Source organism: Paenibacillus sp. 05T425, assembly GCF_056396205.1.
In genome coordinates this window covers 387,423-408,841 of the sequence record NZ_JBFTLA010000002.1, presented here as the reverse complement: position 1 = coordinate 408,841, position 21,419 = coordinate 387,423, and the positions used below count along the sequence as shown (strand labels likewise).

The 21,419-nt window shown below is 51.9% G+C and carries 16 protein-coding genes; 11 read left to right on the top strand and 5 right to left on the bottom strand.

Annotated elements, in window-relative coordinates:
• The first annotated feature begins 100 nt into the window (after positions 1 to 100).
• Positions 101 to 2,404: an AraC family transcriptional regulator gene (locus AC1DF0_RS05625; RefSeq protein WP_477573325.1), complete on the top strand. Its 2,304-nt coding sequence runs from the start codon at positions 101 to 103 to the stop codon at positions 2,402 to 2,404.
• A 247-nt stretch (positions 2,405 to 2,651) separates the two neighbouring features.
• Here the strand turns inward: AC1DF0_RS05625 and AC1DF0_RS05620 are convergent, their stop codons facing one another.
• From AC1DF0_RS05620 to AC1DF0_RS05605, 4 genes are all read right to left on the bottom strand, one after another.
• On the bottom strand, positions 2,652 to 4,667 hold the full coding sequence (locus tag AC1DF0_RS05620; protein ID WP_477573324.1) for a GTP-binding protein: 2,016 nt from the start codon (positions 4,665 to 4,667) through the stop codon (positions 2,652 to 2,654).
• Between the two features lie 103 nt (positions 4,668 to 4,770).
• Positions 4,771 to 5,304, bottom strand: coding sequence for a YceI family protein (locus tag AC1DF0_RS05615; RefSeq protein ID WP_442049394.1), 534 nt, complete (start codon positions 5,302 to 5,304; stop codon positions 4,771 to 4,773).
• Between the two features lie 233 nt (positions 5,305 to 5,537).
• A complete protein-coding gene (locus tag AC1DF0_RS05610) occupies positions 5,538 to 6,938 on the bottom strand; it encodes an MATE family efflux transporter (RefSeq protein ID WP_477573323.1) in 1,401 nt (466 codons plus the stop codon).
• Between the two features lie 262 nt (positions 6,939 to 7,200).
• The gene (locus AC1DF0_RS05605) at positions 7,201 to 7,461 is read right to left on the bottom strand and encodes a hypothetical protein (RefSeq protein WP_477573322.1); all 261 of its coding nucleotides are present in this window, start codon (positions 7,459 to 7,461) and stop codon (positions 7,201 to 7,203) included.
• Between the two features lie 230 nt (positions 7,462 to 7,691).
• On the opposite strand from AC1DF0_RS05605, the gene AC1DF0_RS05600 reads away from it, so the two are divergent.
• The 10 genes from AC1DF0_RS05600 to AC1DF0_RS05555 all read left to right on the top strand — a co-directional run bounded on the left by AC1DF0_RS05600 (position 7,692) and on the right by AC1DF0_RS05555 (position 19,976).
• On the top strand, positions 7,692 to 9,101 hold the full coding sequence (locus AC1DF0_RS05600) for a multicopper oxidase domain-containing protein (protein WP_477573321.1): 1,410 nt from the start codon (positions 7,692 to 7,694) through the stop codon (positions 9,099 to 9,101).
• Positions 9,102 to 9,803, top strand: a complete 702-nt coding sequence (locus tag AC1DF0_RS05595) for a multicopper oxidase domain-containing protein (protein ID WP_477573320.1) — start codon at positions 9,102 to 9,104, stop codon at positions 9,801 to 9,803.
• Positions 9,804 to 9,935: 132 nt separating this feature from the next.
• The gene (locus tag AC1DF0_RS05590; protein ID WP_337100789.1) at positions 9,936 to 10,439 is read left to right on the top strand and encodes a hypothetical protein; all 504 of its coding nucleotides are present in this window, start codon (positions 9,936 to 9,938) and stop codon (positions 10,437 to 10,439) included.
• 133 nt (positions 10,440 to 10,572) lie between these two features.
• Positions 10,573 to 11,067: a hypothetical protein gene (locus AC1DF0_RS05585; RefSeq protein WP_477573319.1), complete on the top strand. Its 495-nt coding sequence runs from the start codon at positions 10,573 to 10,575 to the stop codon at positions 11,065 to 11,067.
• A gap of 261 nt (positions 11,068 to 11,328) precedes the next feature.
• The gene (locus tag AC1DF0_RS05580) at positions 11,329 to 13,602 is read left to right on the top strand and encodes a PAS domain S-box protein (protein ID WP_477573318.1); all 2,274 of its coding nucleotides are present in this window, start codon (positions 11,329 to 11,331) and stop codon (positions 13,600 to 13,602) included.
• A gap of 185 nt (positions 13,603 to 13,787) precedes the next feature.
• Entirely contained in the window at positions 13,788 to 15,416 is a 1,629-nt protein-coding gene (locus AC1DF0_RS05575) for a histidine kinase N-terminal 7TM domain-containing diguanylate cyclase (RefSeq protein ID WP_477573317.1), read from the top strand.
• Positions 15,417 to 15,506: 90 nt separating this feature from the next.
• Positions 15,507 to 16,874 (top strand): TrkH family potassium uptake protein, encoded by a 1,368-nt coding sequence (locus AC1DF0_RS05570; protein WP_477573316.1) that lies wholly within the window; start codon positions 15,507 to 15,509, stop codon positions 16,872 to 16,874.
• Between the two features lie 86 nt (positions 16,875 to 16,960).
• A complete protein-coding gene (locus tag AC1DF0_RS05565; RefSeq protein WP_477573315.1) occupies positions 16,961 to 17,656 on the top strand; it encodes a futalosine hydrolase in 696 nt (231 codons plus the stop codon).
• The gene (locus tag AC1DF0_RS05560) at positions 17,653 to 18,483 is read left to right on the top strand and encodes a 1,4-dihydroxy-6-naphthoate synthase (RefSeq protein WP_477573314.1); all 831 of its coding nucleotides are present in this window, start codon (positions 17,653 to 17,655) and stop codon (positions 18,481 to 18,483) included. The genes AC1DF0_RS05565 and AC1DF0_RS05560 overlap by 4 nt, the downstream gene beginning before the upstream one ends.
• Before the next feature lie 152 nt (positions 18,484 to 18,635).
• Complete coding sequence (locus tag AC1DF0_RS05555) at positions 18,636 to 19,976, top strand: glycosyl hydrolase family 28-related protein (protein ID WP_477573313.1); 1,341 nt, start codon at positions 18,636 to 18,638, stop codon at positions 19,974 to 19,976.
• A gap of 8 nt (positions 19,977 to 19,984) precedes the next feature.
• On the opposite strand, the gene AC1DF0_RS05550 is transcribed toward AC1DF0_RS05555, so the two are convergent.
• Positions 19,985 to 21,406 (bottom strand): glycosyl hydrolase family 28-related protein, encoded by a 1,422-nt coding sequence (locus tag AC1DF0_RS05550; RefSeq protein ID WP_477573312.1) that lies wholly within the window; start codon positions 21,404 to 21,406, stop codon positions 19,985 to 19,987.
• Positions 21,407 to 21,419: the final 13 nt, after the last annotated feature.

The following is a 21,419-nucleotide window of genomic DNA, read 5'->3' as shown; positions in this document are numbered from 1 at the left end:
TAAGCAAATGATTATCCAGCAATGAGATGATTATTGTCCAGTCCGCCGATGATCACTAAAATAATGACTATATCTATATTCAGATAGGGTGATGGGTACCGTGCGATCTTTAACTTTTCTAAGCAAGATGACGATGTTCGGGGTTCTGCTCAGCACGCTTCCCGTTATATTTATCGGCGCGTTCTCCTACTTCACTTCTTCCAAGGAAATACAGAAAAATGTAAACGAAGGAAAAATGCAACTGATTATGCAAATTAACTCAAATGTAGAGCAGAAACTGACGACTGTCAACCACACGCTGAATCAAGTCATTAACTCCACTGTGCTCAAAAAAGCGATGAACCGCCCGCTAACCGCCGACGATTTCATGCTGTACGACGACCTTCGCAACGAAATTCGCCATATGCAATCGTTCGATACGAAACTGGAGGATGTCATCCTCATCAACGACCGCCACAACTGGATGGTGAAGAACTCCGGGCTGTACGCTTTTAAGTCCTATGCCCAATATGAAGAGCTGGCCAGCCTGATGCAGGTGCCGGAGAGCACCTCTTGGGTGCTTAATCCGTCCGAATGGTTCTACAGCGAAGAGAATGCAAACAATGCATCATGCAGCTACAGCATTAGTCTCGTCAAGAAGTTTCCGACGACGGGCCTTGAGAAATACGGGCTTGCGCTTGCCAATATTCCGACCTGCAGCCTGCAGGATCTGCTCGAGAGCGACGGAGACAACGCCTCCAGCATCATGATCGTTGACGATCAATACCGCATTCTTCTTCATCCCGACCAGCAGCTTATTGGCAAATCGATTGATGTAAGCGGTTTATCAATGGGGCAGCTGTCGCAAAGCGCCGGCCAATTCACCGCCGTTTTGGAGCAGAAGGACTATGCCATTACGTATTACCGCTCCGACTTGAACGGATGGACTTACTTATCCGTGACATCCATCGCCAGCATGACGAAGGAATCGAAAAAGATCGGCTTTTATACGCTTTATATTTGCTTATTTATGCTCCTGCTGTCCATGTTTCTGGCATGGATCGGCTCACGGCGCATGTACTCGCCGATTCAGCTGTTGCTGAATCAGATCGGCGAAAGACTCGGCGATATTCAGAAGCGGAAGTCGAACGAATTCCAGGCGATCGGCGAGCAGGTCCATCGCCTGTTCCAGTCGAAATCGCAGCTCGAGAAGGAAGTTAGCCAGCATATATCGCAGGTGCGCACCTTCTTCCTGATCAGGGCGCTGCAAGGAAGCGTCAAGCAAAGCGAGCTGAACGAGAAGCTGATCCAGTTCGGTTACGGCGTACAGCTTGAAGAATGGAAGTCGATGGCCGTCATTACGCTGCAGATCGATTTCTTCGAGAATAGCCGCTATTCGAAACAGGACTTAGAACTGCTGCTGTTCGCCGTCCACAACATCATTGAGGAACTTATTCCGTTTGGCCAGCGGCTCTCTCCCGTCATTATGGACCATACGGTCGTAACCGTGATCGGCAGCGTCGAAGACGACCGCACTGAGTTCCATAACTCGTTGTATGCGATCACGGAAAATTTGCAGCAGCAAATAACGAGCTACTTGAGCGTGCAAGCCAGCATCGGCATGAGCCTTCCGCTTAGCTCCTTCGCTTCGCTTCCGATCGCCTATCGCGAAGGATTGGAGGCGCTCAAGCATCGCATGAAGCTTGGAGAAGGCATCATCATCCAGTACGAGAACATTAACGCGGGCAACCCTTATTTGAAGTTAAACTATCCGTCGCATATCGAGAACGAGCTGATGGACACGATCAAGCTGGCGGAGAAGGACAAATCCAAGGAGCTGGTGAAGCTGTTCCTCCAAGCGGTATTCAGCGTGGAGTCCTCGCCGCAGGAATACCAGATTCCGCTCGCGCGGCTGCTGAACAATCTGCTTATTGTCATGCAGGAGTCAGGGGTTAGTTTGAAACAAATTCACCCGATGAAGGGCTCGCTGTTGGAGGAGTTGTTGGAGCTGCGGACAGCTGCGGAAATTGAGGATTGGTTCTGGACGAGAGCGGTTCTTCCGATGGTCAATATTTTCAAGGATCGCCAAGAGGCGCAATATCATAACATTTCGGAGAAAATCATTGATCTCGTCCAGCATCATTACGATTCCGATCTGACGCTGGAGGAATGCGCGTCGAGACTGCATTACAATGCCAACTACTTAAGCAGCGTTTTCCGCAAGGAAACCGGTTATTCCTTCAGCGAATACTTGTCGATGTACCGGTTCAATATGGCGAAGCGTTGGCTGGCTGACTCCGAGATGCCGATCAAGGACATCGCCGCCAAGCTGCGGTACAACAACTCGCAGAACTTCATACGCTCCTTCCGCAAGCAGGAAGGCATCACGCCGGGGCAGTACAGGGACAAGAAGCGAACCGGATAATGGTGCTGTTAACGGCCTGAATATGAGCTAACTGAAGCTCTCCCACTGCAGCCACCTAATTAGTGGCCCAAACTGCCGCTATTGGCCACGCATGCATAGAAAATGCACGGAAATAGCGAAAAAAACTTTCGCTATTTCCCCTAAACACCCAAACCCGACCTGAATAGCGCAATGTTTTTGCGCTATTCTCAATCACAGGCGCTCCCCACTCCGCTATGAACGCCGCATCTTAAGTCAATCCCACTAATTAGGACTGTGCGAGAGCCTTGCGAACATACAAAATATATTTCGACTGGTCAAGCGGGTTAACGCCGGTACGCGTTCGCTCAGCCTGCACGTCGGGCGGGGATTCCTGATAACCTGCGAAGAACGTCGACATAACGCCGCGTCCTTTCGTAAGCGACCCGAACCTCGCCGGGAATTCGAGCGACGTCGCCACGGGCAGTACGCCTTCAATCTCCATCCGCTCGCCCCGAACCTCAGGCGTATCGAATTGTCCTCGCATTTGAACGAGCTCGTTCATGATCTTCCCGCCGGTCTCCTCCGGTACTGACAGCCGGAAACGAACCATCGGCTCCAGCAGCTTCACGCCGGTGCGCGCCAAGCCATCCATAATCCCCATTGGCGTAGCTACCGCGAAGTCAAGCGGATGCGTATGCCATACATGATGCTCGCCTTCCAGCAGCGTCACCTTAAGATCGGTCACTTCCCAGCCGAACAGCCCTTGCTGAAGGGCCTCAGGCACTCGCCTTGCGACCTCGTTCTGATAGCTCTCCAGCAGCCGCTCCGGCCGGGCGAGCGAGGCGTAGACAAGCCCGCTGCCTAGCTCGCCAGGATCGATGCGGAAGCGAAGGATCGCCCAGCACGGCTTCGGCATCGTATACGCGATGAAGCCTTCGCCTGTCTGCGCCGGCGTCTCCTTATAGATGACAGACGGCGCTCCGAAGTCCACGGCAAGGCCGAAGCGGCTACTGAGCACATGGGTCAGCACCTCAACCTGAATCGGCCCCATCACCTTCAGGTGCAGCTCCCGCTGCTCCTGCAGCCATTGCAGATCGAGCAGCGGATCTTCGTCCGCCAGCTCATGCAAGGCGGCGACGACGGCGGTATACTCCGCCTCGTTCCGCCACCGCACCTGCACCGTCAGAAGCGGAACAGCCATCCGCGTCTCGCCGGGCACATAAGCGGCGCTGCCGATAATATCGCCGATGCGCGCCTGATTCCACCCGCATACGGCGGCAATATCGCCTGCCGCCAGCATCCCGACGTCCTCTGACCGCTGTCCGTCGATCTTCCTTATTTGCGTTACTTTCTCGTCAATCTCCTGCGTCACGTTGCGAACCGAATCGCGATTGCGTACCGTTCCGCTGTACATGCGGACATAGGCGACACGCCCCATAGCCGGATCGCGCTCGATGCGGAAGACGACGCCGGATACCGGCCCGTCTGCAGCCCCATCAGCAGGAGGCGGAGGCAGCAGCTCAATCATCGCATCCATGAGCGGCTGGGTGCCGATTCCTTTGTTCGAGGCTCCGAACAGCACGGGAAACAGCTCACCGCGGCAAGCCCGCTCACCTATAGCAGCGCGCAGCTCTTCCCTCGGCAATTCGCCGCTCTCCATATACTGCAGCAGCAGCGCCTCATCATGCTCAGCTGCCGTCTCCACAAGCAATTGCTCGAATCGTTCGGCATCCGCACTTCCCGCCATTGACGCTTGCACCGCCATCAGATCCCTGCTGCCGGCGAAGCTATCCTCGGCTCCAATCGGAAGCTGCACAGGCGTTGCCATGCCCGACAGCAGCCGTCTGATCTGCATCACTGTTCGCCATGCGTCCGCGCCTACCCGATCCATTTTATTCACGTACAGCAGCGTCGGGATACCGCGATCCCGCAGCGCGTGCCAAATGACTTCCGTCTGTGCCTGCACGCCTTCCACCGCCGATACAATAAGTACCGCTCCATCCATTACCCGAAGCGAACGCTCTACTTCCGACAGAAAGTCGACATGGCCGGGCGTATCGATCACATTAACCGTCACATCACGCCAAGTGTAGCGCGTTGCAGCTGCACGTACCGAAATGCCCCTCGCTCGCTCCACTTCCATCCAATCCGTCTGCGACGTACCGTCGTCCACACTGCCCAAGGCACGTATCCGTCCGCTATGAAAAAGGATTTGCTCCGTCGTTGTCGTCTTCCCTGCATCCACGTGCGCGAAAATACCAATATTCCGAATTCGGCCGCGTTCCCCGCTATTATGCACCATGAACCATATCTCCTCGTCTGCCTGATCATACGCCTATCATAATATAAAAATAAAAAACAGCCTACCGGACATTTGCCCGATAAGCCGTTCATAAACGATTCGATTAAGCTGCAATATTCGCTTCGATCTCGATCGAGATCTTAACTTCGTCGCCGATCAGTACGCCGCCCGTTTCAAGCGCTGCATTGTACGTTAAGCCGTAGTCGCTGCGTTTCAAGCTGCCTGTTGCGCTAAAGCCTACTTTCTCATTGCCCCATGGATCTTTGCCTGCGCCTTCGAAGCTCGCTGCGAACGACTCCGAGCGTGTTACACCATGCAGGCTTACGTCGCCCGTGATGTTGTATTCGCCGTCATCTGTTTTCACAATGCTCGTTGCTTTGAATGTCAGAGCCGGGTACTTCTCAGTCTCGAAAAAGTCGCCGGAACGAAGGTGAGCGTCACGGTCGTTATTGCGCGTATCTATGCTCGTCAGGTCGATGCTGAAGTCGATCTCGGCCGAAGTCAGATCCTGAGGATCAGCAACGATGTTAGCCTCGAAGGTGTGGAAGGTGCCTTTTACTTTTGCAATCATCATATGCTTTACGGAAAAGTCCACCGCGCTGTGTGAAGCGTCTACTGTCCAATTTGATTTTGCCATTTTAAATTCCTCCATAACGTCATTTATAATTTACTTACATTTAACTATATACTAACTTAAATAATGTTTATGACTTCATAATAGTTGGTTCTCCTGAATTTGTCAAACGTATTTTTGGCGTTTTTTCAACTTTTTTCGGAATCGGATTGAAACCCACGGGCAGCATGCAAAAAAAGACCGTCGAAGCAGCCTGCATCATGCAGTTTGCTTCGACGGCCTAAGCCTTGTCTTTTTTATACCGTTGTCTCCTTCGCAGACGCTCCGGTCGGCTTGACGATCGCATGGCTCTCCCATGCCCGGCTCCGCCAGCGGAAGAACATAATAACGGCGCGAAGCCATTCATCCGACGCAATCGCCAGCCAGATGCCCGCCAGTCCCATGTCGAGCTGGAACACGAAGAAGTAGCCGAGCGGCAAGCTCATGCCGACCATCGTGAACATACCGATCCATAGCGGGAACTTCGCGTCCCCCGCGGCACGAAGCGAGTTGACGAGTATAATGTTGATCGTCCGCCCCGTCTCCAGCACGATGCTGAGCAGCAGCACGTTCGCCCCTAGCCGGATAATCTCCTCGTCGTTCGTGAACATGCTCATAAGCGGCTCGCGGAACAGCATCACAAGCACAACCGTAATGAGGGTGAACAAGCTCGCATAACGAACGCTGCTGAATACGCGCTTATAGGCATCGTCCTGCCTGCCCGCTCCAACGAGCCGGCCTACGATGATCGAGGTTCCCATGCCGATCGCAAAAGCGAACAAATACGTGAACATCGAGATGTTCGACGCGTACTGCCTTGCCGCCAGCGATGACGCTCCGAGGAACGTCGCGTAATAGAGAAAAATAATTTGGCAGGTCTGGTACATGACCTGCTCGAAAGCCGATGGAATGCCGATCTTCATAATGTTGCCGATATACGTCTTCGACAGCGAGAAGTAATACCGAATCTGCACCCGGACTTCCATAATACGATAAAGCAGCCAGAAGAAAATTAGAAGCGCAAGAAAGCGGCTGACAACCGAAGAGATCGCCGCACCCTGCACACCCATCTCCGGAAAGCCAAGCTTGCCGAATATGAGCGCGTAGTTGCCAATGATATGAATCACATTCATGCCCAGTGAAACATACATCGCTTCCTTCGTATAGCCGTGGACTCGAATGATGGCCGAAACCGAGTTAATGATTGCCTGTAAGAAGATCATGCCCCCGACAATCGATAAATAGCTGCTTGCGTAATCCAAAATCTCGCCTTGCAAATTAAGCCGCTCCAGGAGAGCATGATTGAACAGCAAGAACAATCCGCTTATGATCAGCCCGACAATCAGGTTTAGCGTGACCGCTAACGCCGATATTTTGGCCGCCTCAATAAACTTCTTCGAACCGATATATTGGGCAACGACAATCGATGCCCCGTTCCCGATGACTTCCAAAATAAGAATCGCAATATGCAAATACTGATTCGAAGCTCCGACGCCAGATACCGCATTGTCGGATATCGCGCTCAGCATGAACGTATCGGCTATGCCCATCAGCATAAATAGGAAAATCTCCAAAAATATCGGCCATGTGAGCATAAATAAATTCAGCTCGCTGGACCTCGCCTTTCCTTGTCCATTCTTCGTCTCTGCGTTAGTCAAGATGTCACCTTCTTCCGAATACGTTGCTCAAAGCGAAACGGCTAACGCCATCCTTTGGTGGCGATGCGCGTTACAATCCGTTTCGCGGTGAAACAAAAGCAATCCGTATCGTAGCACACCTGCGCCCTTTATGCACTAATCAATATGTAATTTACCGTAAATCAAAATATGGCTCTGTTGATAAACACGCCAAAAAGGCTGCTTCTCCGTGCGATGACGTCCGGGAAACAGCCCACTTATTTTATTAAAATGATTGCCATCATTAGTCCGTTTCTGATTCATCCGCTTCTTCAGCGGCCTCTGCTTCCTCTTCCGCTGCCGCTTCTTCCTCAGCAGCAGCTTCTTCAACTGCTTCTTCCGACGCTTCCTCGGATGCTTCTTCCTCAGACGCTTCTTCCGCTGCAGCTTCTCCCTCTACGGCTTCCTCGTCGGCAGCAGCAGCCTCTTCAGCTACAGCCTCCTCCGATACCACCTCAGCGGCTTCTTCCGCAACTACCAATTCAATCTCTTGTTCTTGGCTCATTCCATTCACCTCCTGCTTCTTATTACCTTAATTGTAGCGCTTTCATAGAAGTTCACAAGAGGTGTATATTGTCGTTTAATAGGAACTATTTCCGCTATTTGTAGAGGCTCCGTCCATTCGTCAAAATACTAGACGCAAGTCTAGTGAAGGCCTAAGACTATCGACGGTTTTGGGYGTTGCCTGCAGCGGATACCATTTAATAAAAGAATGATTATTGGAGGCTTTCGTCTATGTTTTCTATCTCTATTAACACTGAGCTTGGCGCGCTCATGCTGTTCGTCCTATTCTCCCTTATCGCGGCCAACAAAGCTTCCAAGCTTATCTATTACAAGACGGAGAAGGAGCTTCACAAGCGCACGCGCAAGCTGTATTTCTGGACGGTGTCACTCACGGTCCTCGCTTCTATTATGGCTGCGGCGGACATCTTCCTCGCTTTGAACGCGCATCCGCTCCTCTGGCTGGACCGTCTGCTGCTGCGCACGCCGCTCGCCGCCGCAGCCGTCCTCTTCCTGTGGTTAGGCGCGATCCCGCGGGTACGCATGCTGCTCGCGCGGACACGGCCGCAGACAGCTGCTATACCCGACATGTCGCGACGCAGGCAATCGACTGAGCCGTTGCTTGTAGCGCCTTACCATTTTGCCGCGTTGACCGGCGCGGGTTTGTTTTATTTTGCATTCGTGCCGCCGATTCCATTCGCCTGGTCATATATTACGATTCCATTAACGCTGCTCACGGTGCTCGCCTGCTTCTTATGGATGCTGCAGTCGAGCCGCAATCGCAAGGCATCCGAGTCGCCGGAGGCGTTCTCCTATCGCCCTTGGAGCCGGAGACTGCGTCTTACAGGCACGTTAGCAGCCGTTGCCGCTATCTGCAGCGTCCCGCTACTGACCGCTATGCAAGGCAGCAAGCTGCCCGACCGGCTGAACATGATGACCGGCAAGCCTGATTACGGCATTGCCTCATCTGTGGAGCCAGGGCATAACCATAATCATCAGGACAGCGTTCCAGCGCTGGCTAGCGCCACCGCCGCGGATGTCCCCGTCACCGAGCTAACCGGACCGCAATCAGGCAAAGCCGACCGCAAGTACACGCTCACCGCTCAGAAGAAGAGCGTGCAGCTCAGCTCCGGCCGCACCATCGAGGCATGGACGTACAACGGCCAAATTCCGGGTCCCGAGATCCGGGTGAAGCAGGGCGAGCTTGTCGAGGTGACGCTGCTGAACGAGGATATCGAAGGCGGCGTGACGCTTCACTGGCATGGGCTTGATGTTCCCAATGCCGAGGACGGAGTAGCAGGCGCGACGCAGAACGCCGTCATGCCCGGCGGGAAGCATACGTACCGATTCATCGCCGAGCAAGTCGGAACGTTCTGGTATCACTCGCATCAGAACTCGAAGGAAGCCGTGCAGAAAGGCCTGTTCGGTGCGCTAATCGTCGAGCCCGATAAGGATACTCACGCCGAAGCTTATGAAGATATTACGATCATGACGCATGTGTGGAATGGTGCTGGCATGGCGATCGGAGCGAATGATACGCTGCAGAGCAAAGCGATAGCACCGGAAACCCCCGTTAAGCTGCGCCTCATTAATACGCAAGACTGGGTAAGGCAATCGTTCATCCTGACCGGAACGTCGTTCTAAGTGGTCGCGATTGACGGCACAGATCTGCATGAGCCCGGCGATCTTCTCGGTGAGCGACTAGAGCTCATAACTGGAGCACGTTATGATGTCACCTTTATTATGCCTGATCATCCCGTCCTGTTAAGCATCGGCCAGAACAAGAAACTTGGCTTGCTTATGAGCCCCGACGGAAAGGCCGAGCTGCCCGCCATTGCGGAGACGAGGGCCGTATTTGATCCGACACACTACGGCACAGAGACGGAGACCCCTTTTGGCCCGGACAGTAAGTTCGACCGTGAATTTACGATGATTCTGGACAATCGCTTTGCCTTCTATAACGGCGGCTTCGCTGCTTACGATACGATTAACGGCCAAGTATTCCCTAATACGCCGATGTTCGTCGTGAAGGAGAATGAGCTCGTCAAGACGACGATTATAAACCGCAGCTCCGTTGACCATCCGATGCATCTGCACGGCCATCATATGCTTGTCCTGTCGCGCAATAACGAAGACGTTACAGGCAGTCCGTGGTGGTCGGATACGCTAGACGTTGCGCCGGGGGACGTGTACGAGGTCGCTTTCCTCGCCGATAATCCCGGCTTGTGGATGGATCATTGCCACAATCTGCAGCATGCGGCTGCAGGCATGACCATGCATCTTATGTACGAGGGTGTTACCTCGCCGTTCGAGGTTGGCACGGAGGCGCATAATCATCCCGAATAATATTGCCTTCTCTATAAAGAGAACTGGACTTAAGTCCAGCACTGCAAACTACCCGCAGCATGAGGACAGGTTTTTGACAACTATGATATGCTAATGACAACAAATTGAAATCAGATTGGAGTGTTCATTCGAATGAATGCAAGAACCATTAGCGGTGCGGTGCTGCTCCTGCTCGGCGTCGTCCTGTTCCTGAATCAAGGCGAATCGTTCGGTCCGGGCAAAATATTCGCTTACTTCTGGCCATCCCTCTTCGTAATCCCGCTAGGCCTATTCTTCCACTGGATGTATTTCTCGATGCTAGGACGCAGAGGCATCGGCGTATTGATTCCTGGCGGAGTATTGTTCACGGTCGGTATCATCTGCCAATTCAGCATGCTCTTCGACAGCTGGGGATATATGTGGCCGGGATTCATTTTGGCTCCAGCGGTCGGCTTGTTCGAATTCTACTGGTTCGGCAACCGAAACAAGTGGCTGCTTATCCCAATCAACATTCTGACCGTTCTGTCGCTGCTGTTCTTCGCCGTCTTCTCGCTAGGCACGCTGTACAACAAAATTTTGTTCAGCCAGCCGCTTATCGCGATCGCCCTCATTATCATCGGGGCATTGACGTTGATCGCCAAGAAGAAAGACATTTAACAAGCCATCGAAGCGAGGCGCCAAGGCCGCAGCCGTCCCTACCCGGATGACTGCGGCCTTGCCTGTTGTCGCATAGAAGCCGGTATATCGTGTACAATGATCGATATACTCATTTCAAGGAGGCTCTACGCCTATGCTTTCTTTTGACCAAAAGCTATCCATCATCCAATCGTTCGCGGAGCTCACGCAGCATAACGTCTCGCTTGGACGCGTCAACTTCCACTTCGAAGACAGCGCGCATGAAAAGAAGACCGTCGCCTACCACCTGCATCCGAACGGCAACGGCTTCGTATTCGCCGGGCTAGTGAACGGCGTGACGACCGACGACAAAGGCATGGTCAACATTCGCGATTACAACGAAGCCGAGCTTCGCGCGTTGATTATGAAATCAATCACTTCTCTCGCGACAACCCCAAGATTGCAGGCCGCAGCTCCCTCCAAGAGCAAGTCTGCCGGGCGCAAGCCGCCGAAGGAAGAGAAGTGGATCGGTCCTGACAATGCGACGCTTACTTTGCTGTTCGAGGACGATCTATGGTATGTATATGCCGGCCTAAATCTAGAATCGGCATTCGAAACATATGAAGAAGCAGAGCAATATTTAGACGAGGAACAGTTCACTCGAGCTTAAACGGCTATTGCTACGCACGAACCGCTAGCTGCTTCTTTGCGCAGCTCGGTTCTGTGCCGTCCTCTGGCGGCGTGCAGCATTCGTTTCGCGATGAAATATAGGCGTATGGATAAGAGTGAAACTTATGCTTTCCTATATTTCGAGCGTAACTTTAGCCACCTAGAAATCTCCAATTTATATCCGCAAGTTAAAAACAGGATTTTGGCCTCCCAGCGTCTAATTGTTAAGATGACATCCAAGACACCTGGGAGGAACAATCCGTTGTCCATCAAAGCTAAGCTCTCCGTAGCCATTTCGGCCATAGTCGCCATAATTMTTATTCTTAATATTGGAATTTACCATTTCTCCTCTAAGCAAGACCTGCAGGCGAACGCCGAGCAGCAAATGAAAAATATCGCCAAACAGGTTGCCGTATCTGTGGAAAGCTCCGAGAAAGCGAAGCGCTTCATGGAGGACACGATCGGCGAGAAGCTGCGCATGGCGGCTATCGCCGCAAAGGAACAGCTTGATCCGGACATCGACAAGGTGACCAACGAACAGCTAGTCGCGCTGAGCAAAGAGATCGGCGTCGATCATATTACGCTTTGGAAACGGACAACGGACGACATTGTCGCTCAGAAATCTTCCTATCCGAAAGAAATCGGGGCCAGCTCGAAAACGTGGGATTATTGGTACACCGCGTTCAGCCAGTTGTTCGACGAGCATGCTGTTACGATTCCGGAGGGTCAGAAACTGACGAACTTCTGGTCTGGACCGATCAACTTCTCCTCCACCGACCCCGATTTTACAAACAAATGGGGCTATTATTACGACGGAACGACCAATTACATTATCAATCCATATATAGACGCCCAAGTATTTCTAGATTTCAACGATAAAATAGGCAGCGGCGCGGTCATTAACAAGCTGACAGACGACCATCCCGAGCTGCTGGAGGTAACAGGCTTCGACCCGCAATTTTTCGGCAAAAAACCGATTATCAAGATGAAGCAAGGCAAGCCCGTCTACAATTTGGACGTGCGCGACATTCCATTCGGTACGTACAAGTACAAGGATACGTACGTCGATTCCGTCTATATTCAGCTGGCGCTCGACGACAACTTGATGCATAGCGTCAAGAAGATAGTGGGCGGCAAGGAAATCATGCGCAGCTTCATGTCAATAACCCTTGATAAGACCTATGTCATCGGCATCACATTCGATCTCAGCAGCATTCAGGATACGCTGAACCATCAGCTCTTCATCCATTCCGTCATTTCGTTGTGCCTCGTGGTCATAACGATGTTCGCCAGCTACTTTATAGCCGGCTTCATGATGCGTTCGCTGAATCAAATCTTATTCAAGGTCAACGCCATTGCCGACGGCAACTTCGGCGAGACGATTACGATCCGGAACACGGACGAGCTCGGGACGCTCGCCTCGCGGGTCAATACGATGGGCAATAATCTTTTCCATTACATGACGCAATTGAAGAATTCCGCAGCCGAGCTGCAGAGCATGAAGCAGTATTTGGAGTCATTCGTCAACCATACGGCCGACGCGATCCACGTCACGGATCTGAACGGAAACATCATGCAGGTGAACAAAGCGTTCGAAGCGATGTATGGCTGGAGCGAGAGCGAGGTGCTCGGCAAGAAGCTTAACCATGTACCAGAAGACTATGAACGCGATTATCGCGAGATTACCGATAAGGTGCTGTCCGGTGGCTCCGTAACCGATTATGAGACGATTCGCTACGACAAGTCGGGAGCGGCGATCGACCTGAGCATTACGCTGTCCTCGGTGCGGGACGAGCAAGGAGAGATTGTCGCCATTGCGGCGATCTCGCGGAATATAACGGCGAGGAAACAGACGGAGGAGATGCTGCGGCAATCAGAGAAGCTGTCCGTCGTCGGCCAGCTGGCTGCAGGCGTCGCCCATGAGGTGCGCAATCCGCTCACGACGCTTCGGGGCTTCGTGCAGCTCCAGAAGCAGACGGGCAAGCTGTCCCCTTCCCATCTCGACATTATGCTCGAAGAGCTTGATCGGATTAACTTCATCGTCAGCGAATTCCTAGTGCTTGCGAAGCCGCAGGCGATCCATGTGCAGCCGATCGATGTCGTCGATACGCTGCAGCAGATCGTCACCCTACTTGATGCCGAAGCCAATCTGCACAACGTGCAGCTCACGGTCAACAAGCAGCTAGAGACAGCCATGGTGCTGGGCGAGTCCAATCAGCTTAAACAAGTATTCATCAACCTGCTGAAGAATAGCTTCGAAGCGATGACAAGCGGCGGCAACCTGACGATCGACGTATTGCCTTCTACAGGCGACGGCGTCATCATCCGTTTCACCGATGAAGGGGACGGCATGTCGGAGGAGGATCTGCAGCGTCTCGGCGAGCCGTTCTTCACGAAGAAGAGAAGCGGCAACGGACTAGGCATCATGGTCTGCAAGCAGATTATGGCCAACCATAAGGGCAAGATCGAATTCCGCAGCACGCTCGGCGTAGGCACCTGCGCTGAGATTACGCTACCAGGAAGCGGCCGCCACTAGACGGGCCGCTTCTTTGTTAGGCTTGATATCAAAAGTTCCTTTGAACCTACTCAACTTGGTATGCTACACTATCTCCATATGAACTAAAGTGCTGTATGCCGACTAAAGGACGGTTATAAATGTTTACGCTTGAATTCTAAGAATTAATGACGGCGTCAGCCGTTTATGCTTGATTGGAGCAAACTATGAACTTTTCCATTAATGATTACGCCGTACTCGTAATCATATCCGGTGTGCTCAACGTGCTTTTGGCCATATACGCCTACTTCAAGAAAACCAACTTCTCTGGCATCAAAGCGTTCATCTGGTCCTCCGCGTTCAGTGCAATATACACCTTCGCTTTCGTCTTTGAGCTTTCAAGCGATTCCTTGCAGGAAATTCGATTCTGGCTGAACATCGAATATCTCGGCATGCCCTTTATTGCACCTTGCAGCTTGCTGCTCGTGCTTCATTATATCGGCATGGAACGTTATGCCGCCTTCCGCAAAGGGTGGGTGTACTTTGTTATTCCGCTAATCACCCTAATCATGAACACAACCAACGAATATCATCATTTGTTTTACAAGTTGTTATATCTGCGCGAAAACGCGCCCACCCCTATGGTCGACATCGTGCCTGGCAAGTGGTATTACATTCACGGTGCTTACACGTTCGGATGTCTATTGGCCTCCGTATGTATGCTGATCATGCATATGCGCAAGTCAAGCAAGGGCTATCGCAAACAGCATCTTACATTAATTATCGGACAATCGCTGCCCATGCTAGGCGCGTTCTTCTATGTTCTCGGAATGACTCCGCTTGGCATGGATCCCGTACCTCTTATTATGTGTGTTACCACTGCCTTGTATATGGGTGCCTTCGTTTCGATGGGCATGCTGACCGTCTCGCCGATCGCTCGCGATCATATTTTCGAGAGTATGCGAGACGGCGTCCTCGTGCTCGACTTGTCCGGCAAAATCGTCGATTACAACAGCTCAGCGACGACGATTATACCTTCGTTAACACCATCGGCTATCGGTAAAACGATCGAGCAGGTGTGGAGGCGCGGTGCAGATACCGGCGTATTCGACGGAGAACTGGACGCTGGTGGTTCCGACCAGGAGTACGAACATGAATTGAAGTGGATTAAAGGCAATGATACCCGCTATTATCGCGTGCGTTCTTCCAAGCTGCTTAACACAAAAGGGGAGCTTGCGGGTAGAACGATAGTCATGATCGACAATACCGAGCATATGCTGCTGCAGCACAAGCTGCGACGCTTGGCCGAGACGGATGGGCTTACAGGCATTTGCAACCGGACATTCTTTTTGGAGCAGAGCGAGAGATTGTTGGAGCACACACGATTGACTCATGAGCCTTTGTGTTTCATTTTATTCGATATCGACTTCTTCAAGGCGATCAACGATCAGTTCGGCCACGATGTAGGTGATCTCGCAATTAGACATGTAGTAAACAAAATACAAAGCATCATTTCGCCCGATGATATATTCGGCCGATACGGCGGAGAGGAATTTGTTGTCTGCATGCCAAGAACCTCTATCGATAAAGCCATGCACGCAGCCCAACGAATGAGACAAGCGCTTGCTTCCGCTCCGCTCCTATTGAACACGCCTGCGACCGAAGCCATCCGGATAACCGCGAGTTTTGGGGTCTCCGAAGTGGAGCTGAACAAGCCTGGCCGCAAGCTTGAAGACTTGCTGCGCAAGGCCGATGCTGCTTTGTATCTTGCTAAGCGGGGGGGCAGGAATCGAGTAGAGCAAGGACAAGCTGGATTAGCCGATATGCAGGCCGCCGCCGCGTACACGGATTTATAAGCCATTTTGAACGATTGCTAATCTTATCAGCACATGTTATAACATTCCTTTACCCATACTAACCGGAAAGAGTCAGGTGGAGTTGACACCATGCACATCGCTGCTTCCCTACGCAAAAGATTGCGTTTTCGACCGAGCCCCCCACAGGTCATGCTGTTCGGCTTCGTCGTCATTATAATGATAGGCGCGCAATTGCTATCGCGTCCGTTCGCATATACAGGAGATCAGCACATATCGTTTCTAGACGCGCTGTTCACTTCGGCATCGGCTGCTTGCGTAACAGGCCTGACGATATTGAATACTGGCACCCACTTCTCTACCTTCGGCCAGGTTGTCGTCATTGTTCTCGTCCAGATCGGCGGACTTGGATTTATGACAATGGCGACCTTGTTCGCGCTGCTTTTCAAGAAGAAGATCTCGTTCCGCGAGCGCCTTGTTCTGCAAGAATCGATGAACTACGGCTCCACGGAAGGTATCGTCAAGATGGTCCGTAAGGTGCTCTTATATGCACTATGCATCGAGTTGTCGGGCGCTATTCTGCTGAGCAGCTACTTCATGCTGGAGATGTCTGTAGGACAAGCGATATACTTCGGGGTATTCCACAGCATCTCGTTCTTCAACAATGCCGGCTTCGACCTGTTCGGCCAATTCCCCGAGCGGGCTGGCAGCCTTATTCATTACGTCGAGGATCCGTTCGTCAATATCGTCTCGATGCTGCTTATTTTTTTCGGCGGGATCGGGTTCATTGTCATCTCGGAGTTGCTTACCTATCCGAAGAACAGAAAATTCAGCCTGCACAGTAAAGTCGTCTTATCCGTAACTGGCTTGCTTACAATCGTTGGCGCAGTCGTCATTTTTCTGCTGGAATTCTCTAATCCTTTAACGCTGCAGCCTTTATCCGCAACCGGCAAAACGTTAAGTTCGCTATTCCAATCGATCACTGCACGTTCGGCTGGATTAAGTACCGTTGATCCAAGCATGCTGCGCGAGGTTACGCAGTTTTTCCTCATTATTCTGATGTTCATCGGGGCGGGGCCCGGCTCTACGGGCGGCGGTATTCGCGTAACGACGTTCGCGATATTAGTCGGGGCCATGATTGCCATGATACGGGGCAAAGAGGATATCGTGCTGTTCCGCTACCGTATTGCGAAGCAGCAGATCCATCAAGCTATTATGCTGACGATGATTTCCTTCGCCATTATTTGCTCTGCCGCCATGCTGCTGTCCATTACGGAGACCGGCTCATTCCTCGCAATCCTGTTCGAGGCGACGTCGGCCTATTGTACGGTCGGCATGTCCTCCGGCTTATCGTCGCATTTGTCCGAAGCAGGCAAAGTCATCATCATCCTGCTTATGTTCGTCGGCCGTTTGGGTCCGGTAACGCTCGCCTTCGCTCTCAACTCGCGCTCCAAGAAGGAACTATACCGGTTCCCGGAAGGAAAGATTACGATTGGGTAGGCGAGATTTGGACACCCTTTCTAGCGAGTGATACTATTAGAAGATAGATATATAGTATCAGTTTCTGTAAAGGAGGCAGTTACCCCGTGACCAACATTAATCATGGCAGTAACGAAAAACAACAGAGCCGCGGAACGCGCGTGTTGATCGTTACGGCGGTTGATGCCGAGAAGGACGCCGTCTTGCGCGGCCTTGGAGGCAACACAAAGGCCGACGTCATAGCTGCTGGCGTCGGCCCTGCTTATGCGGCGGCGAGCACTGCGGCCGCCCTTGCTGCCGCTGACGAGCCGTATGGACTCGTCATTAGCGCGGGCATCGGCGGCGGCTTCGACGGCGTTGCCGCCATCGGTTCGCTCGTCGTAGCCGACGAGATTATCGCCGCCGATCTCGGCGCCGAGTCGCAGGAAGGCTTCATCAGCGTGGACGAGCTAGGCTTCGGCACGGCTCGCCTTGAAGCTGACCCCGCTTGGAGTCGCCGCATCTATGACGCGATCCAAGCGGCTGGCTTGTCGGCGATACTTGCTCCCGCCTTGACCGTCTCGACGGCAACAGGCAGCGCCGCGACTGCTGCGGCGCATGCAGCCCGCATTCCCGGCGCCGCAGCGGAAGGGATGGAGGGCTACGGCGTTGCCGTCGCCGCGCAGCGGCTAGCCATACCTTTCACGGAGCTGCGCTCAATCTCGAACGCTGTCGGTCCGCGCGACCGCGCCGCATGGCGGATAGGTAAAGCGCTCGCTGCGCTTGAAGCGGCAAGTGCCGCAATACTGGAGGTGTTTGAATGAATATCGCTTATTCCCCGTGTCCGAACGACACATTCGTATTCCATGCATTGGCGCATGGCCTAGTGCCAGGTGCACCGGAGCTTAACGTAACGTATGCGGATATCGACATTACAAACAACTGGGCTGCCCGCACGGAAGGGCCTGAGGTTATGAAGATTTCCTATGCTGCATTACCATGGGTGCTGGAAGACTATCGACTGCTACCATGCGGCGGCGCTCTAGGTCGAGGCTGCGGACCGCTCGTGCTGACGAAGGACGGCGAAGGCACCCCAGCCGCATTGACTGGCAAGCGTGTGGCCGTTCCTAGCGAGCGTTCAACAGCCTACCTCTTGTTCCGCTTATGGGCTGCGCAACAAGTTCCAGAAGGCGTCGGCGAAATCGTCGTCATGCCGTTCCACGAAATTATGCCTGCTGTACGTGATGGTCTAATCGACGCGGGTCTTGTCATTCACGAAGCCCGCTTCACGTATCCGAACTATGGACTCAGCAAGCTCGCCGATCTCGGCAACTGGTGGGAAGAGGATACGGGCCTGCCTATCCCGCTGGGCGCTATCATCGCCAAGCGCTCGCTGGATGCCGAGGCTATTGCGGGTTGGATTCGCTCTTCCGTCGACTATGCATGGGCGCATCCCGATGCGTCGCGCGCCTATGTGATGGAGCATGCGCAGGAGCTCTCGGAAGACGTCGCCCAGTCGCATATCGACCTGTACGTGAACGAGTTCACTGCTAACCTTGGCGAAGACGGTTATGCCGCAGTCGAAGCGCTGCTGGGACGAGCTGCCAAGGAAGGATTAGTTCCTTCGTTCGATTTCTCGTTAATCAAGTAATGCTGGCAGACTATCCTATAGTAGGATAGTCTGCTTTTCTATCTCCTTTGGTTTATCTCCCTAATACGGTATGCTATAATCTTGGTAATCCTCTTTTTTTATCCAACAATATCCACTTGGCCAATCATATCAATTGTTAGGAGTTTGCTTGCATGATTAGACGCATTCAGATTGTGGCTTTCGCGTTTGCCGCGATTGCTACCTTCGTTCTTTTATATCCCTATAACTCGGATACCGCCAATGCCGAGATTCCTTATACCGTGAACGTGCTTCATGTCGGTGCCAAAGGAGACGGCAAATCCAATGACTCGAAAGCATTCGCGACCGCTCTTCGCAAAGTGTCGGAGAACAAAAATGGTGGTGTCGTGCTCGTCCCCAAAGGCGAATATTTAATCGACATCGCCGAACCTCTCTATGTGAGGAGCAACGTAAGCATAGTAGGACAATCCAAGCCCGTGCTTATTTTCAAAAACTTCTCCGCTACGGATTCGTTCGGATACGAGGGGTTTGATGTCAGAGGCTCGAACATTACGATCAACGGCTTGAAGATAGATGCCGGCTTTAAGCTGATCCGCGGAATCGGCATCCATTCCAATGCCAAAAACATTAAAGTCATCAATAGCGTGATTCAGAACGTCACTCAGTCCAAAAATCCGAATAGCAGCGCCTATGAGGCGACCGTATCCGGCATTCTCGTATATGGCGGCACATCGGACATTACAATCGACAATAACGTCATTCGCAATATATATGCCTTCAACGCCGACCCCGTCGCACGCGGCATCATGGTCTATGCAGAAGATGATCTCCCGTATGCGCAGCGGGTGAAAATTACGAATAACTACATAAGCAACATCAAACCTCGGGATGACGCCGATGGCATTTATTTCGATATGCCGGAGAAAGACGCCGTTAGTTCGGGTTCCATTGTGGACAATAACACGATTACGCACGTGGCGAAGCGCGGAATCAAAATTTCCGTGCAAGGCGTGACGGTCTCGAACAACCATATTACGAACGTATATCTGAACAACAACAACTATATGTATCCGAAATGGGACGCCGTTCCTCAGGATATGTTCGCCGGCATTTCCGTCTATGCCAGCAATGTCGTCGTAAGAGACAATATCATTGACGGTGTCGGAAGCTACTATGCTGGAATCGAAGCCGATCTTGGCGATTTGCGCAATATCGCGATTTACAACAATACCATCTCGAATGGCGTCAAGGCGAATATCAAAAACACGAACGGAATCCGGCTCGGCTCCATCAATAGCTTCAAAGTGCACGGCAACAAAATCACGAACATGCAGACCGGCATATTCTCGCCAGTCACAGATACGCAAGTCGGCACGATCAAAACGAATACGATCGATAAGATCGATTTCGGCATCCGCTTCACACTTTATACGGAATACAAAAATTCCAAGGTTGTTGTTGCCAACAACCTCATAACGGCCCGCAAATTAAAAATAGAGGCGCTTCCCGACTAGGGGCGCCTCTATTTTTGTTCTTCTATAATGGTCATGCTTTGATTTCTGGGATCGGATAAAATCATATAGCCGGACGCTGTGATTCTATTATTCTCAACCGTCATCTTCTGCTGATAGTTCGGAGTCAAATAGGTAGAGAGATCAATGCCCCCGCCTTGCGGCATGATGATTACATTATCTGCAATCCGCCCGTTCGAAGAGCTTAGCCACGTCCATATTCCTCTTAACCCGTTTTCAAGCCTGTTCGAAGTTATCGTATATTGATCCACGTTTCCAATACGTATTGCCGTCGTATCCTCGATTTTACTTGCTTTGCCCATAAACACACGATTGTTCGTTACCGTGATCCCCTTGATTGGATCGTAAACTCCGATCTCGATTCCCGCGTAAAAACTCCCGATTCCTTCTAATGTATTGTTGCGAACCGTGACGTTATCTGCATTGATCGTTATGCCCGAGTACATGTCCGCGCCCGCTTTTTTTGACGGATCGCTTTCACTGGAACTATTGTCGCCGAGGTATGTATTCATTATTTTATTGCCTTCTACGACAACGCCGTTCGCGTGAATATTGATAGCACGCTTAGCACATCTTGCGAACTGGTTGTTGCGGATCACGCTGCCCGTTTGAACCGCTTCGCCATGCCCTATGTTAGGGTCCTCGTAATAGAGGCAATCCGCTTGGTCCTCAGGACCGACATCGTGAATGTAGCTATTCGAAATCTCCACGTTCATGGCCGCCTTCTCGGTTGCCCCCCACGTCTTCGTAATATAGATGCCTCTTGCAATGCGACTGCCGTTTGTCGCATGTTTAGCATATACATTCGAGATCTCCGAGTTGCTTATCTTAATATCGCTTGTTTCCCCGTATACGACGATGCCTGCAACTAATTGGTCATAATATTTACTGTTCTTGTCTTCGCTTTGCGAAGCATTGGCGATAAAGGTATTGGTCAGAGATACTTGGGAGCTGCCGGCGCGAACGACAACGACCCGGTTAACCGCTTGATTGCCATCCATGAATAAATGGCGAATTTCGATTCGCTGACCGTGTATGCGAACAATATCCCATCCAAAACGAGCTGCATCGGCTTTGAGCACCGATTCCTTGCCATCGCCGTACAGTTTCGTTCCGGTTGGAATATTCAACGGTTTCTCCGGATCAATGATGTAAGTGCCGTTGGGGACGTAGACAATCAGATTTTGTTTGGCAGCCTGATCAATCGCTTGTTGTATGGCAGCCGTATCGTCTGTTATACCATCCCCAACCGCCCCAACGTCTTTCACATTAATCGCATTCTCGTATCGATTAATCTCCTGTACGCTTCCTACTTTACCGCCATCATAAAACAATGAGAAATACGCTAACGCCATGATTCCAAGCACAATGGAAACGACAATCGCATATTGGATTTTAGAATATTGCTTCATGCCGTTCCCTCCG